Source organism: Rhodoplanes tepidamans, from assembly GCF_030813915.1.
GTDB classification, from domain to species: Bacteria; Pseudomonadota; Alphaproteobacteria; order Rhizobiales; family Xanthobacteraceae; genus Rhodoplanes; species Rhodoplanes tepidamans.
Map to the genome: position 1 here is coordinate 32,713 of NZ_JAUSUJ010000020.1, position 14,434 is coordinate 47,146.

Annotated in this window: 13 protein-coding genes; 10 read left to right on the forward strand and 3 right to left on the reverse strand. The window is 71.2% G+C overall.

Annotated features, from left to right (window positions below):
- The first annotated feature begins 118 nt into the window (after positions 1 to 118).
- From J2S22_RS21645 to J2S22_RS21655, 3 genes are all read left to right on the forward strand, one after another.
- A complete protein-coding gene (locus J2S22_RS21645; RefSeq protein ID WP_272779961.1) occupies positions 119 to 1,486 on the forward strand; it encodes a GH1 family beta-glucosidase in 1,368 nt (455 codons plus the stop codon).
- A 19-nt stretch (positions 1,487 to 1,505) separates the two neighbouring features.
- On the forward strand, positions 1,506 to 2,486 hold the full coding sequence (gene glk, locus J2S22_RS21650) for a glucokinase (RefSeq protein WP_272779960.1): 981 nt from the start codon (positions 1,506 to 1,508) through the stop codon (positions 2,484 to 2,486).
- 165 nt (positions 2,487 to 2,651) lie between these two features.
- Positions 2,652 to 3,083 carry a cupin domain-containing protein gene (locus J2S22_RS21655; RefSeq protein WP_272779959.1) on the forward strand — a complete coding sequence of 144 codons (432 nt, stop codon included), beginning with the start codon at positions 2,652 to 2,654 and terminating at the stop codon, positions 3,081 to 3,083.
- Here J2S22_RS21655 and J2S22_RS21660 read toward each other — a convergent pair.
- Positions 3,080 to 4,270 carry an SbmA/BacA-like family transporter gene (locus J2S22_RS21660; protein ID WP_272779958.1) on the reverse strand — a complete coding sequence of 397 codons (1,191 nt, stop codon included), beginning with the start codon at positions 4,268 to 4,270 and terminating at the stop codon, positions 3,080 to 3,082. The two genes, J2S22_RS21655 and J2S22_RS21660, sit on opposite strands and share 4 nt — an antisense overlap.
- 88 nt (positions 4,271 to 4,358) lie before the next feature.
- Positions 4,359 to 5,360: an alpha/beta fold hydrolase gene (locus tag J2S22_RS21665; RefSeq protein ID WP_272840313.1), complete on the reverse strand. Its 1,002-nt coding sequence runs from the start codon at positions 5,358 to 5,360 to the stop codon at positions 4,359 to 4,361.
- A 125-nt stretch (positions 5,361 to 5,485) separates the two neighbouring features.
- Here J2S22_RS21665 and J2S22_RS21670 point away from each other — a divergent pair, with 125 nt between their 5' ends.
- The gene (locus J2S22_RS21670) at positions 5,486 to 5,689 is read left to right on the forward strand and encodes a hypothetical protein (protein ID WP_272779956.1); all 204 of its coding nucleotides are present in this window, start codon (positions 5,486 to 5,488) and stop codon (positions 5,687 to 5,689) included.
- Positions 5,690 to 5,704: 15 nt separating this feature from the next.
- On the opposite strand, the gene J2S22_RS21675 is transcribed toward J2S22_RS21670, so the two are convergent.
- A complete protein-coding gene (locus J2S22_RS21675; protein ID WP_272779955.1) occupies positions 5,705 to 5,875 on the reverse strand; it encodes a hypothetical protein in 171 nt (56 codons plus the stop codon).
- Positions 5,876 to 6,194: 319 nt separating this feature from the next.
- Here J2S22_RS21675 and J2S22_RS21680 point away from each other — a divergent pair, with 319 nt between their 5' ends.
- The 6 genes from J2S22_RS21680 to J2S22_RS21705 all read left to right on the forward strand — a co-directional run bounded on the left by J2S22_RS21680 (position 6,195) and on the right by J2S22_RS21705 (position 14,344).
- A complete protein-coding gene (locus J2S22_RS21680; RefSeq protein WP_272779954.1) occupies positions 6,195 to 6,866 on the forward strand; it encodes a GntR family transcriptional regulator in 672 nt (223 codons plus the stop codon).
- Between the two features lie 85 nt (positions 6,867 to 6,951).
- Positions 6,952 to 7,932: a Bug family tripartite tricarboxylate transporter substrate binding protein gene (locus J2S22_RS21685; protein WP_272779953.1), complete on the forward strand. Its 981-nt coding sequence runs from the start codon at positions 6,952 to 6,954 to the stop codon at positions 7,930 to 7,932.
- 115 nt (positions 7,933 to 8,047) lie between these two features.
- Entirely contained in the window at positions 8,048 to 9,757 is a 1,710-nt protein-coding gene (locus J2S22_RS21690) for an IlvD/Edd family dehydratase (protein ID WP_272779952.1), read from the forward strand.
- Positions 9,758 to 10,064: 307 nt separating this feature from the next.
- Positions 10,065 to 10,358, forward strand: coding sequence for a hypothetical protein (locus J2S22_RS21695; RefSeq protein ID WP_272779951.1), 294 nt, complete (start codon positions 10,065 to 10,067; stop codon positions 10,356 to 10,358).
- A gap of 216 nt (positions 10,359 to 10,574) precedes the next feature.
- Positions 10,575 to 13,085 (forward strand): glycogen/starch/alpha-glucan phosphorylase, encoded by a 2,511-nt coding sequence (locus J2S22_RS21700; RefSeq protein WP_272779950.1) that lies wholly within the window; start codon positions 10,575 to 10,577, stop codon positions 13,083 to 13,085.
- Positions 13,082 to 14,344 (forward strand): ATP-dependent 6-phosphofructokinase, encoded by a 1,263-nt coding sequence (locus tag J2S22_RS21705; protein ID WP_272779949.1) that lies wholly within the window; start codon positions 13,082 to 13,084, stop codon positions 14,342 to 14,344. Before J2S22_RS21700 ends, J2S22_RS21705 begins: the two co-directional genes overlap by 4 nt.
- Positions 14,345 to 14,434 lie beyond the last annotated feature (90 nt).

Genomic DNA, 14,434 nt, shown 5'->3' on the forward strand with positions numbered 1-14,434 from the left:
CGACCGTCGTGCTTGACGGCCATCAACATATCGGAAAGGGCGCGGGCGTAGCGTTCACGGGTCACGAGGCCTGCGAAGGCTCGCCCTTCGCAGGCGGCACTGCGAAGGAAGGACGATCATGAGCACGCGCGCGCCCGCCACGGCCGCGGCCGCATCCGCCCCCGCGTTCCTGTGGGGCGTGTCCACCTCCAGCTATCAGATCGAAGGCGCCGCATCCGAGGACGGCAAGGGTCCGAGCATCTGGGACACCTATTGCCGGCAACCGGGCCGCGTCACCAACAACGACACCGGCGACGTCGCCTGCGATCACTACCACCGCTACGCCGAGGACGTGGCGCTGATGAAGCGCCTCGGGGTCGGCGCCTACCGGTTCTCGGTGTCGTGGCCGCGGGTGCTGCCGAAGGGCCGGGGCGCCGCCAACGAGCCGGGCCTCGCCTTCTACGACCGGCTGATCGACGCGCTGCTCGAGGCCGGCATCGAGCCGTGGCTGTGCCTCTATCACTGGGATCTGCCGCAGGCGCTCGGCGACCTCGGCGGCTGGGCGAACCGCGACTGCGCCTTCTGGTTCGCCGACTACGCCGCCCTGATCGCGCGCCGCACCGGCGACCGGGTGAAGCGCTTCGCCACCTTCAACGAGTCCTCGGTGTTCACGCTGTTCGGCTTCGTGATGGGCGGGCAGGCGCCCGGCATCGTCGACCGCAACATGTTCCACCGGGCGATCCACCACGTGAATCTCGGCCATGGCGCGGCGATCGACGTGCTGCGCTCGCACGTGAAGGACGCCTCGCTCGGCATCGTCCACAACATCCAGCCGTGCCGGCCGGCGACGCCGGCGCCCGAGGACGTGAAGGCGGCGGCGCTGTTCGACGCCTATTGGAACGGCGCCTTCGCGGATCCGCAGATCCTCGGCGCCTATCCTCCGCTGCTCGCCGACCTGATGGAGCCCTGGATCCAGGCCGGCGACATCGCGAGGATCTGCCGGCCGATCGACTGGTTCGGCCTCAACCACTATTCGCCGCACTACATGAAGGCGTGGGACGGCAATCCGCTCGGGGTCGGCTGGGGCCCGTCGCCCGAGAACGTCCGGCGCACCAGCATGGGCTGGCCGATCGAGGCGGACGCCTTCCGCGACACGCTGATCGGCCTGTCGAAGCGGTACAAGCTGCCCGTCTACGTGCTGGAGAACGGTACCGCCAACCCCGACGTGGTCGACGACAAGGGCGAGGTGAACGACCCGTCCCGCATCGACTATCTCAAGTCCTATATCGACGCGCTCGGCGAAGCGCGGGCGGCGGGGGCGGACGTGCGCGGCTACTTCATCTGGTCGCTGCTCGACAACTTCGAATGGGGTTCGGGCTACAGCCAGAGGTTCGGCATCGTCTATGTCGACTACGCGACCGGACAACGCATCCCCAAGGCGTCGTATCACTGGTACGCCGACCTGATCCGTTCGACCGCGGCGCGTCCGCTGGCGGCGGCGAGCTGAAACGCAGGAGGTGGATCGCGTGAGTGCCGGTGCCTTGGACTCCCGCGTCGGCGACGCGATCCTGCTCGCCGACATCGGCGGCACCAATGCCCGCTTCGCGCTGATGACGGATCGCCTCGGCGCGATCCGTCACCTGCCGGTCGCGGAGTATCCCGGCCCGAAGGACGCGATCGCCACGTTCCTGCGGGCCGATGCGCCGGGCGCGACGCTCGCCGGGGCCGTGCTGGCCGTGGCGGCGCCGGTCGAGGGCGAGACCGTCCGCTTCACCAACAGCCCTTGGGTGATCGACGTCGCCGAGCTGCGCGCCGCCTTCGGAATTCCGCGCGTCGTGCTGGTCAACGACTTCGAGGCGGTCGCCTGGTCGCTGCCGAGCCTGCGGCCCGAGGATCTGCGGCCGGTGGGCGGCGGCGTCGCCGTGCCGGGCGGCCCCATGGTGGTGCTCGGCCCCGGCACCGGTCTCGGCGTCGCCGGCCTGGTGCCGGACCTTCACGGGCCTGTCGTCGTGCCGACCGAGGGCGGCCACGCGACGCTGGCCACCACGACCGAGCGCGAGGCCGAGATCGTCGCGGTGCTGCGCCGGCGCTACGGTCACGTCTCGAACGAGCGGGCCCTGTCCGGACCGGGGCTCGAGGCGCTCCACGCCGCCGTCGCGGCCGTGGACGGTGTGACGGTGCCGGAGCGGCGCGCCGCCGAGATCACCCGGCTCGCCGAGCAGGGCGGCTGCCCGGTCTGCCGCGCCGCCGTGGAGACGTTCTGCGCCATGCTGGGCAGCGTCGCCGGCGACCTCGCCCTGATCTTCCGGGCGCGCGGCGGGGTGTTCATCGCCGGCGGGATCGTGCCGCGCTTCGGCGACCGTTTCCGTGCGACCGGGTTCCGCTCTCGCTTCGAGTCCAAGGGCCGGTTCGAGCCCTACCTGGCCGAGATCCCGACCGCCGTGATCACCCATTCCGACGTCGCGTTCCTCGGCCTGCAGGCGATCGCCGCGCGGCTGCGCGGGTGACCATCGTCCATCGGCGGCCCGCCGGACGGTCGGCTCCGCTCACGTGCACGTGTAGACGGAGCGCCGAGGACAACCAGGCCTCGCAAGCCCGCAGGGCCCACGCTACCATCACGGCCTGTTCCGCCCGGGCCGGGCGGCACCATCCGGTCATCGTGGGAGGCTGGCGTGAGCGCTGTTTTCGTGGTTCAGACGAATGATCTGCCCCGTGCCAAGGTCGGTGGCGTCGACGACCCGGCGGTCCGATGGGCCGGCGCCTTCGCCGCCTATGGTGGTCACGGGACGACCCAGTCCGCGACGATCGTCTACGAGATCGAGCCGGGCGGCCGGCTCGGCTGGCACACCGACGCCACCGAGGAGACGCAGTACATTCTCGCGGGAAGCGGCGAGCTGCGGCTCGAGGACGGCACCACGCACGCCGTCGGGCCGGGCAGCGTCTTCGTTCTGCCGACGCCGGTCCGGCACGATCTCGCCAACACCGGCAGCGACACCCTGCGCGCCGTGGCGTTCTTCGCCGCGCCGATGTTCACCCAGACGTTCGACAACGCCATGCTGCCGCCCGACGTGCACGTCCTCGGCACGCCGAATCGCGAGGGCTAGAACGCCTTCGTCGCGCCGTCGTCGACGCGGGGCCGCCCGGGTTCCGGCGAGGCCGAGCGCTGCGGGCGGATCACGCGGTCCGGATCGGGCTCGATCGCGCGACGCGTCGGCAGGCCGTCGGCGTCGTCGAGGGCGTGCAGCAGGGTGGCGACTCGGTTGACCGAGGAGCGCCATTCGGCGACCCGGTGATAGTTGTCGACGAACCAGTTGAAGGCGAGCTGCACCGAGACGAAGGCGGCCGCCGCCTGGGTGAGCTCGCCGAGCGACATCTCGCCGGCCAGGAACTTCGGAGCGCACAGCAGCCAGGCGCACACCGGGGCGAGCAGGCCGTCGGTGTGCGACACCATGGTGGTGCCCATCAGCTGCCAGCAGAGATCGCGCCAGCGCTTCAGCACCTGGCCGAGCGCGACGCGGACGCCCTTGAGGTCGGTCACGTCGAGCGCCGCGGGCGGCACGCGCTCGCCGAGCTCGCGGATCTCGTTGGTGGCGGCGCGCAGCTCCGCCTCGGCCTGGTTCTCGGCCTGGATCACGGGGGTGAGCTTGCGGCCGACGAACGCCATCGCGGTCGTGAAGATCAGCGTGTAGGCGATCACGGCGACCACCAGATAGGCGTGGATCGTCACCACGTGGCCGGCGAGGCGGAGGTGGAAGTCGCCGCCGACCGTCCACAGCACGTTGATGAAGACCAGCGCCGTCACCACCGCGTTGAGGAGGCCGTTCGCCATGTCGATCGGCGCGTCGGTGGCGATGCGGGCGTCGAAGGAGATGCGGTACTCGGCGTTCTGGTGCTCGCCGTCGACCGAGCCGAGGCGCTGGTAGCGGCGCTCGTCCACCCACAGCACCACGAGGTGCCGGGTGAGCCACTCGCGCCACTTCCGCTGGGTGGTCATGCGGGTCCACACCGAGCCGACGGCGAGCCCGATGCTCAGCAGCGCGAGCGGGGCGAACAGGCCCGCCTGGGTCCACAGCGCGGCGGCGTCGCGGCGCTCCAGCGCGTTGAAGAAGTCGCGGTTCCAGTAGTTGAGCTGATACTGGACCGTGATCTGCGAGAGGACGACGAAGACGAGCCCGACGGTGAGGGGCCAGCTCACCCGGGCGGAGCGGCCTTTCCAGAAGCCGGATGCGCTCGCCCAGTAGCGCCCGAACAGGGATCGTCGCCGGCCGTCCGCTCCGTTCGGCTGAGACATGCGGGTCCGCTCCGCGCCGGCACCCGGCGGGACCGATCTGGCCGGCGCGCGGCGCGTTCGGCAAGGGAAGACCTCCGGCGCGCCGAGATCAAGTTCGGGCGATCCGGGATGGCGGCGGCGGATTTGAATCGAAGGCGCCCGGCTCGGAGCGGGGCCTGGATTCGGACGTCCGGTCGCGCCGGCGACCGGACGGGCGCAGGGCGCGGGTCCAGGTGGCGAAGCCGCGCCTCAGGGCGTGCAGATCGCCGACCCGTCGGTCGGCCCGCAGCACCCGGTCGACCGCGTGGGCGACGGCGCTCGGGCGGACGTGATGGATCATGTGGCCGGTCTCGCGGAAGCGGACCATCGTGCAGTCAGGCAGGCGCTCGCGCAGCCATTCGCCGTGGTCCGCGAACGGGGCGATGCGGTCGCCGTCGCCGCCGATCACCACGATCGGGCAGGCGATCTCGTGCAGGCGATCGGCCGCGCGTTCCATCGCGTCGTTGAAGCCGAGCAACTCGGCCGCCATGGCGAGCACGGCGCCCGGCTGGGCGACCGTGGCGAAGGGAAGCCGGTGCATGTGGGCCGGCACGTCGTCGGGCGCGAAGGTCGCGGTCAGCATGGGACCGGCGATCAGCGGCGCGACCTGCGGCAGGGCCCAGCGGAGCGGCCGTCCGAGCCTCCGCATCGACGCCATGCGCAGCAGCGGGCGCGCTTCCGGCGGGGTCGGGCGGCAGAACGGCCCGAGCAGCACCAGGCCGGCCACCCGGTCCGGACAGGCGAGGGCGTAATGGAGCGCGATCGCGGTGGCGAACGAATGCGCCACGATCACGGGCCGGTCGGCATCGAGCGCGTCGATCACCTGGGCCAGCCAGGCCGCCTGGGCATCCGGCGCCATCCGGTCGGGCGGCTGCGGCGACGAGCCGCCGTAGCCCGGGCGGTCGACGGCCAGCACGCGATGCGTCGCGGACAGCTCCGTCAGCGGCGCCATGATCTCCTCGGCCAGGCCGCCGAGCCCGTGCAGAAGCACCACCGGCCGGCCGTCGCCGGCGGCGATCACATGAGCGGCGCCGGCATCGGCGTCGACCGTGAGGTGGTGAAATGCGACCATCGTGGCTCCGCGGATCGGCTCTGCGGAGGAAATCGGCGGGGCGGGAGAGGGTTCCGGGATGGCCGCAGGGGGGTGGCCGGTCCCCGACAAAGGGAACTCCGGTGGCGGAGCCCGATTGGTCCGGTATGGCACCCGATCCGAAGACACGACGCGACGAGGCGGGACGAAACGAGGCGGGGCGCGAGGACGCCGCGGACGACCGGCTTCCCGCGGCCGGACCGCACGCCGACCCGGGCCTCACCGATCCGGACAAGACGCCGGGCAGCGGCATCCTGCCGAGCGAGGACCCGGACGCGGCCGGCGACGCCACCGAGTCGCCGACCGGCTGACGCCGGCGACTCCGGTCAGGCGCGATCGATGCGTCGTCCGGGGCGATTCCGGACCGGGATCGGCACCGGCCGCGATGCCCCGAGCCGTGCGAGCTCGCGGAGGCCGAGCCCGAGGGCGATCGCGGCGACGAGCGGCATCGCGAGCATCAGCCCGGCTTCGACCAGCATCAGCGCATCCGCACCCATGACCCTCTCCCGGTTTCGGTTCGTCGTCCTCGGTACGACCCCGGCGGCGACGTGGATCACCACGTCCGAGTTCCTCGCCGGGGCGCGTCATCATCGATAATCCGACCCAGGATATGGGCCGAACGCCAAGAATGTGAAGGGCAGGGCAGCGATTATTGACAATCGAGCTGGAGCGGGGGACGCTGCAGCCATCTCTCGCCAGCCTCGCCGGGCGGCCCTCATGCGCCTCCGATCCTCCCGGTCCGCCGGACCGCCGCCGACCTCCGCGTCCGCCGCGACGGCGGCCGCACCGTCGCCCTCGACGGCCCGCGACCTCGCCTTGCGCGAGGTCGTCCGCCGCATCGAGGAGGACGTCATCTTCGGCCGTCTCGCGCCCGGCGCCCGGCTGGTCGAGGACCGGCTGATGGCGCGGTACGGGGCGAGCCGCCACTGCATCCGCCAGGCGCTCGCCCAGCTCGAGCAGGCCGGGCTCGCACACCGCGAGAAGAACGTCGGCGCGACGGTGCGCTCCTACGCGGCCGAGGAGGTGGCGAAGATCTACGAGGTGCGCGAGCTGCTCACCCGCCAGGCGGCGCTGATGATCCCGCTGCCGGCGCCGGCCGACCTGATCGTCCGCCTCGCCGAGATCCAGGGCCGCTACCGCGCCTGCATCGACGCCGGCGATCTGCGCGGCGTCCACGAGGAGAACGATGCGTTCCACCTCGCGCTCTTCTCGGCCTGCGGCAACCCGTATCTGGTGCGAACCCTGCAGGACTACATGAACCTGACCCTGCCGATGCGGGCCAAGAATCTCGCCGACCGGGCCGGGCGCGACGTCTCGGTGCGACAGCACGACATGATGATCGAGCTCCTGGGCGGCCGCGACTCCTGGGCGCTCGCCCAGCTCTGCGTCGCCCATCTGCAGGCCAGCAAGGCCGACTATCTGGCCCGGGTCGCCGCCGGCGCGCCGGGCCCGCGCGCGATCGTCGGGGAGGGCCCGGCCGACCGATGAGACGGCGGCGCACCGCGCCGGAGAAGGCTTCCACCACGACCCACCAACGACAAGTCAATCAACGACGACCCAAGGGAGCGAAGACATGCGGACGACGATCGCCCTCGCGGCAGGCCTGCTGCTCGCGACGGGCCTGACGACCTCGACCCGGCCGGCGGACGCCCAGGAGGCCTGGCCGTCCCGCAACGTCACCGTCGTGGTGCCGTTCGCGGCCGGCGGCACCACCGACATGTTCGGGCGGCTGTTCGTCCAGGCCATGCAGGACAAGTACAAGACGCCGTTCGTGATCGAGAACAAGGCCGGCGCCGGTGGCACGCTCGGCGCCGCCTGGGTGGCGCGCGCCAAGCCCGACGGGTACACGCTGCTGGTCGGCACCGCGAGCACCCAGGCGATCGCCCCGTTCGTCTACAAGGATCCGCGCTACGACGCCGAGAAGGACTTCGTCGCGATCAGCCTGTTCGCCAAGGTGCCGAACCTGCTCACCGTCACGCCCAAGCTGCCGGTGAAGACCGTGCCCGAGCTGATCGCCTACGCGAAGTCGCGGCCGGAGCCGCTGGTCTACGGGTCCTCGGGCGTCGGCAGCGCGACGCATCTGCCGGCCGAGCTGTTCCAGATGATGGCCGGGATCAAGCTCGTCCACGTGCCCTACAAGAGCTCGAACGACGTCGCCGCGGCGCTGTCCGGCGGCCACGTCGACCTCGCCTTCGACAACATCACCTTCGCCTGGCCGCTGGCGCAGTCCGGCACGGTGCGGGCGCTCGCCGTCACCAGCACCGAGCGCAGCCCGACCGCCCCCGACCTGCCGACGATCGCCGAGACGCTGCCGGGCTTCGACGCGCCGTCCTGGCACGGCCTGTTCGCGCCGGCCGGCACGCCGCGCCCGGTGGTCGAGCAGATCGCCGCCGACATCGCCCGGGTCTTCGGCACGCCCGAGATGGCGGCGAAGCTGAAGGAGATCGGTGCCGTGGCCGCGCCGATCACGCCGGACGCCTTCGCGGCATTTGCGACGGCGGAGAGAAAGCGCTATCGCGAGATCGTCGCCAAGGCCGGGCTGCAGCCTCACTGACCCGGCGTTCCCGGACACGATCGCCCCACCGCCGCGCGCCGCCCCTCCGGGCGGCCGCGGATCACCACGACGGATGTCGGATCGGGCCCGCCGCGGGCCGCGAGGAGAACGAACGATGAGCAAGGGCCTGCGCAAGGGTCTCACCAGCTACGGCGACGCCGGCTTCTCGCTGTTCCTGCGCAAGGCCTTCATCAAGGCGATGGGCTACTCGGACGACGCGCTCGACCGGCCGATCGTCGGCATCACCAACACGGGCAGCGACTACAATCCGTGCCACGGCAACATGCCGGCGCTGGTCGAGGCGGCCAAGCGCGGCGTCATGCTGGCCGGCGCCATGCCGATGGTGTTCCCCACCATCTCGATCCACGAGAGCTTCGCCCACCCGACCTCGATGTTCCTGCGCAACCTGATGGCGATGGACACCGAGGAGATGATCCGGGCCCAGCCCATGGACGCCGTCATCGTCATCGGCGGCTGCGACAAGACGCTGCCGGCCCAGATCATGGCGGCGGCGAGCGTCGACCTGCCGACCGTCGTGGTGCCGGTCGGTCCCATGGTGGTGGGCCACCACAAGGGCGAGGTGCTGGGCGCCTGCACCGACTGCCGGCGGCTGTGGAGCGCGCATCGCGCCGGCGACATCGACGAGCAGGAGATCGGCGAGGTCGAGGGGCGGCTCGCGCCCTCGGTCGGCACCTGCATGGTGATGGGCACGGCCTCCACCATCGCCTGCATGACGGAGGCGCTCGGCCTGTCGCTGCCGATGAGCGCCACGGTGCCGGCGCCGCATGCCGAGCGGGTCCGCATCGCCGAGGCGAGCGGACGGCGGGCCGCCGAGATGGCCCGCACCGGCGGGCCGCGGCCGAGCGAGATCCTCACCCCCGCGGCGTTCCGCAACGCCCAGGTCGTGCTGCAGGCGATCGGCGGCTCGACCAACGGCATCGTCCATCTCACCGCCATCGCCAACCGCACGCCGCACCGGATCGACCTCGACACCTTCGACACCATCGGGCGCGAGGTGCCGGTGCTGGTCGATCTCAAGCCGTCCGGCGACCACTACATGGAGCACTTCCACCACGCCGGCGGCATGCCGAAGCTGCTGCAGCAGCTCGGCTCGCTGATCGACCTCGATGCCGCGACGGTGGCGGGCGGAACGCTGCGCGACGTCGTCGCGCAGGCGGAGGAGGTGCCGGGCCAGACCGTGATCCGCTCCGCCGCCGACCCGATCAAGCCGATCGGCGCCGTCGCGGTGCTGCACGGCAACCTGGCGCCGCGCGGCGCCGTCATCAAGCATTCGGCGGCGACGCCGTCGCTCCTCCAGCACACCGGCCGCGCCGTGGTGTTCGAGTCGACGGCCGACATGGCGGCCCGCATCGACGACCCGGATCTCGACGTCCGCGCCGACGACGTGCTGGTGCTGCGCAACACCGGCCCGAAGGGCGCCCCGGGGATGCCGGAGGCCGGCTATCTGCCGATCCCCCGGAAGCTCGGGCGGCAGGGCGTCAAGGACATGGTGCGCATCTCCGACGCCCGGATGAGCGGCACCGCCTTCGGCACCATCGTGCTGCACATCACGCCGGAGTCGGCCGACGGCGGACCGCTCGCGCTGGTCGAGACGGGCGACATGATCCGGCTCGACGTCGCCGGCCGCCGCATCGACGTGCTGGTCGACGACGCGGAGCTCGCGCGCCGCCGGGCGGCGCTCGGCGCCCCGACGGAACCCGAGTGGGCGGCGCGCGGTTACGCCCGTCTCTACTGGACCTCGGTGCTGCAGGCCGACGAGGGCTGCGACTTCGACTTCATGCGCCGCGCGCCCGACCGCCCGTGAGGCGAGCGCGCTCGCGCCGTTTCGCGTTCCGAGGACTCGCCTGATCGGGCTAGAGGCCAGTACGTATACAAAGCGCCGGAGCGGCCGTGCTAACTCGGTCGCGGCAACCCTCGCCGGGCATGGAGATGGCGGGGTGGGTGCCGGGCGGGCGGTTCGCCTCCATGCGGTCGCTCGTCGACAGTTCTCCTGCCGAGCCGTCACGCCGTCCTCTCCGACCAGAACCTTCCTGCTTCGACATCGTTTCCATCACCGGCGGCCGCACCCCCCGGGCCGCTCGCTCATTGCTCCAGCGTGTCCGATGTCCGTCGTGGACGATCCGATCATCGCCGCCATCGAAGCGCATCGCGCCGTCCATTCGGCCTGGCGGCACGCCGCCGCCGACGCGCCCGCTCCGGACCACGACCGCGGCACCGCGGCCGATGCGCTGCACGCGCGGGCGGAGGCGGCCGCCTGGGCGCTTCTCGACGTGACGCCGACCTCGCCGGCGGGCCTGCTGGCGCTGGTGACCTATGCGGCCGATTTCGTCGTCGACGGCAACGACTGGCCGGACGGCTGGGACCGCCGCTTCTACGCCGTCGTGGTCGGCTGGCCCGGCGCCTGAGCCGCGTCCGCGCGGCCGGCGCCGTCCGCCGGCACGCCCCGGAATGGTGATCTCGGGCTCCGCAACTTCGTATTAGCCCTCGGGTCGGGGCGCCACGGCGTCCGATCGGGCTTCATCAGGGCATGCTATACGGAACCGGAGTCGGTCGTCCGGCTCGATCGCGACGGATTCGCCGGCCGCCGGGGCGGCGCATCCGACCACAGGAGCTAGGCTTCGATGTTTCCGTCCGTCTCCGCACCTGAAGTCTCGTCGGAATCGGGTCACGACGTCCGCACCGGCCTCGATGCGGCCAGTCTGTCGCAGGCCGTCTGCGACTATCTCTACTACTTCCAGGGCCGCCACCCGGCGACGGCCTCGCGCAACGACTTCTATCTGGCGACCGCCTACGCGGTGCGCGACCGGCTGTTCCAACGCGGCGTGCAGTCGCTGGACGCGCTGCTGCACCGGCCGGACGGGCGCACCGTGGCCTATCTCTCGGCCGAGTTCCTGATGGGGCCGCAACTCGCCGCCAACCTGGTCAATCTCGGGATCCACGACGCCATGCGCGAGGCGCTGTGGCGGATGGACATCCGGCTGGAGGACATGATCGAGCACGAGGTCGAGCCCGGCCTCGGCAATGGCGGCCTCGGCCGGCTCGCGGCCTGCTATCTCGACTCCCTCGCCACCCTCGAGATCCCGGCCATCGGCTACGGCATCCGCTACGAGTTCGGCATCTTCAGCCAGCAGATCCGCGACGGCTGGCAGGTCGAGCTCACCGACAAGTGGCTGCATCTCGGCTATCCGTGGGAGCTCGCCCGGCCCGAGCGCGCCGTCGCGGTGCGGTTCGGCGGCTACACCGAGCCCTACACCGACGAGGACGGCCGCTACCGGGTCCGCTGGATTCCGGGCGAGATCGTCAAGGGCGTGCCGCACGACACCCCGATTCTCGGCTACCGGGTGAAGACCTGCAACCTGCTGCGCCTGTGGCGTGCCGAGGCGGTGCAGACCTTCGACTTCTCCGCCTTCAACATCGGCGACTACGCCCGCGCCGTGGAGGAGCAGGTCACCTCGGAGACCATCTCCAAGGTGCTCTATCCCAACGACGCCTCGCCGCAGGGCAAGGCGCTGCGGCTCAAGCAGCAGTACTTCTTCGTCGCCTGCGCCATCCAGGACATGCTGCGGGCGCATCTGCGCTTCGGCGGCCGCCCGGAGACCTTCCACAAGCGCTGGGCCGCGCAACTCAACGACACCCATCCGACCGTCGCGGTGCCGGAGCTGATGCGCCTCCTGCTCGACGACCACGGGCTCGAATGGGAGGAGGCCTGGGACGTCACCCAGAAGACCTTCGGCTACACCAACCATACCCTGCTGCCCGAGGCGCTGGAGACCTGGCCGATCGACCTGTTCGGCGCGCTGCTGCCGCGTCACCTGGAGATCGTCTTCGAGATCAACCGGCGCCTGTGCGACGGCATCCGCCGCGTCTATCCGGGCGACGAGGACCGGGTGCGCCGCATGTCGCTGATCGAGGAGCAGGGGCGGCGCTCGCTGCGCATGGCCAATCTCGCCTGCGTCGGCAGCCACGCCATCAACGGCGTCGCGGCGCTCCACACCGAGCTGCTGAAGAGCCAGGTGCTGTCCGACTGGGTGGCGATGTTCCCGGAGCGCTTCTGCAACGTGACCAACGGGGTCACGCCGCGCCGTTTCGTCGTCGTCGCCAATCCGGGCCTGTCGGGCCTCCTCGACCGGACCACCGGCGACGACTGGCCCGTGCATCTCGACGCCCTGCGGCGGCTCGAGCCGCATGCCGAGGACGCCGAGTTCCGCCGGCGCTGGCGCGAGGTGAAGCGCGAGAACAAGCGCCAGCTGGCCGCCGTGATCAGGGATCGCACCGGCATCGCGGTCGATCCGGACTCGCTGTTCGACATCCAGGTCAAGCGGATCCACGAGTACAAGCGCCAGCACCTCAACGTGCTGCACATCCTGACGCTCTACCGGCGCCTCAAGCAGAACCCGGACCTCGACGTGGTGCCGCGCACCTTCGTGTTCGGCGGCAAGGCGGCGCCGGGCTATCACGTCGCCAAGCTGATCATCAAGCTGATCACCGCGACCGGCGACCTCGTCAACGACGATCCCGACGTCCGCGGCCGGCTGAAGGTGGTGTTCTTCCCCAACTTCAGCGTCAAGAACGGCGAGATGATCTACCCGGCCGCCGACCTCTCCGAGCAGATCTCGACGGCCGGGCAGGAGGCGAGCGGCACCGGCAACATGAAGTTCTCGCTCAACGGCGCGCTGACCATCGGCACGCTCGACGGCGCCAACATCGAGATCCGCGACGAGGTGGGGGCCGACAACTTCTTCCTGTTCGGGCTCACGGCCGACGAGGTTCGCAGCGCCAAGGCGGGCGGCTATCATCCGCGCGGCGTCTACGAGCAGAACGAGGAGCTGCGTGCCGTCGTCGACCTGATCGCTTCGGGCGCGCTCGCCGGCGGCGACGCCGCCCTGTTTCGCTCGCTCGTCGACGGGCTTCTGTGGCACGATCCGTTCATGGTGCTCGCCGACTACCAGTCCTATGTCGATTGTCAGACCCGGGTCGCCGCGCTGTGGCGCGACCCCGACGCCTGGAGCCGCATGTCGATCCTCAACGTCGCCCGGATGGGCAAGTTCTCGTCCGACCGCTCGATCCGCGACTATTGCGAGCGGGTCTGGCACGTCGGTCCGCTCGGCGTCCCGACGGAGGGTGCGCCGTGACGGTCACGACGCTCGGTCCCTGCAAGTATCCCTCGCCGCGCTCGGGCTTTGTCTCCGACGACGAGAAGATTCCGGCCAACATCATCCGCGCGCCCGACCGCCCCGACGACCCGGGGCCGCTGTTCGAGATCGCCGGGCCGCGCGAGCGGCTCTACTTCGATCCGCCGCGGGTGCGCGCCGGCATCATCACCTGCGGCGGCCTCTGCCCCGGCCTCAACAACGTGATCCGCTCGCTGGTGCGCGAGCTGCACGGCGGCTACGAGGTCCGCGAGGTCATCGGCTTCCGCATGGGCTATGGCGGCCTCGATCCGCGCAACCACCACGAGCCGATGGTGCTGGTCCATTCCAGCGTCGACGACATCCACCAGCAGGGCGGCACGATCCTCGGCACGTCGCGCGGCCCGGTCGACGTCGGCGCCGCGGTCGAGAACCTGATCCGGCGCAAGATCGACATGCTGTTCTGCATCGGCGGCGACGGCACGCAGCGCGGCGCCTATGCGCTCTACGAGGCGTGCAAGGCGCGCGGCCACGCGCTCGCCGTCGTCGGGGTGCCGAAGACCATCGACAACGACGTCCTCTATGTCGACCGCACCTTCGGCTACCTGACCGCGCTCGAGGAGGCGCGCCACGTCATCGACGCCGCCCACAACGAGGCGCGCAGCGTCGAGAACGGCGTCGCGCTGGTCAAGGTGATGGGCCGGCATGCCGGCTTCATCGCGGCCGGCGCCACCATCGCCAGCCAGGACGTCAATTTCACCCTGGTTCCCGAGGTGCCGTTCCGGCTGGAGGGGAAGGGCGGCTTCGTCGCCGCGCTGACCGAGCGGGTGCGCGACCGCGGCCACGCCGTGGTGGTGGTCGCCGAAGGGGCCGGGCAGGACCTGTTCCCGTCCGAGCCGCACATCACCGACGCCTCCGGCAACGTCAAGCTCAAGGACATCGGCCCGTTCCTGGCCAAGGCCATCGCGGACGGCTTCGCGGCCGAGAAGCTGCCGCTGACGCTGCGGTATTTCGATCCCGGCTACCAGATCCGCAGCCGGCCGGCGAACTGCGAGGACGCGGTGCTGTGCGACATGTTCGCCCGGCAGGCCGTGCATGCCGCCATGGCGGGCAAGACCGGCATGGTGGTCGGGCTCCTGCACGGGACCTTCATCCACGTGCCGACGTCGCTGATCGTCGCCGGGGCGAAGCGGCTCGATACCGACGGCCTGTTCTGGCATTCGGTGCTGGCCGCCAACCAGCAGCCCGACCGCTTCGGGTGACGGGCGGCCCCGTGCGGCCGGTGCAGCCCCGGCTGGCGCGCCCCCGGGCGGATCGGCTATAGGGACTGTCGCCGATCCGGAGGACCCGCA

Bases quoted from the DNA above. Each gene is read 5' to 3' on its own strand.
- J2S22_RS21645 (WP_272779961.1), top strand. From the start codon at position 119: ATGAGCACGCGCGCGCCCGCCACGGCCGCGGCCGCATCCGCCCCCGCG.
- J2S22_RS21660 (WP_272779958.1), bottom strand. From the start codon at position 4,270: ATGTCTCAGCCGAACGGAGCGGACGGCCGGCGACGATCCCTGTTCGGG.
- J2S22_RS21665 (WP_272840313.1), bottom strand. From the start codon at position 5,360: ATGGTCGCATTTCACCACCTCACGGTCGACGCCGATGCCGGCGCCGCT.
- J2S22_RS21670 (WP_272779956.1), top strand. From the start codon at position 5,486: ATGGCACCCGATCCGAAGACACGACGCGACGAGGCGGGACGAAACGAG.
- J2S22_RS21675 (WP_272779955.1), bottom strand. From the start codon at position 5,875: ATGGGTGCGGATGCGCTGATGCTGGTCGAAGCCGGGCTGATGCTCGCG.
- J2S22_RS21685 (WP_272779953.1), top strand. From the start codon at position 6,952: ATGCGGACGACGATCGCCCTCGCGGCAGGCCTGCTGCTCGCGACGGGC.
- J2S22_RS21690 (WP_272779952.1), top strand. From the start codon at position 8,048: ATGAGCAAGGGCCTGCGCAAGGGTCTCACCAGCTACGGCGACGCCGGC.
- J2S22_RS21700 (WP_272779950.1), top strand. From the start codon at position 10,575: ATGTTTCCGTCCGTCTCCGCACCTGAAGTCTCGTCGGAATCGGGTCAC.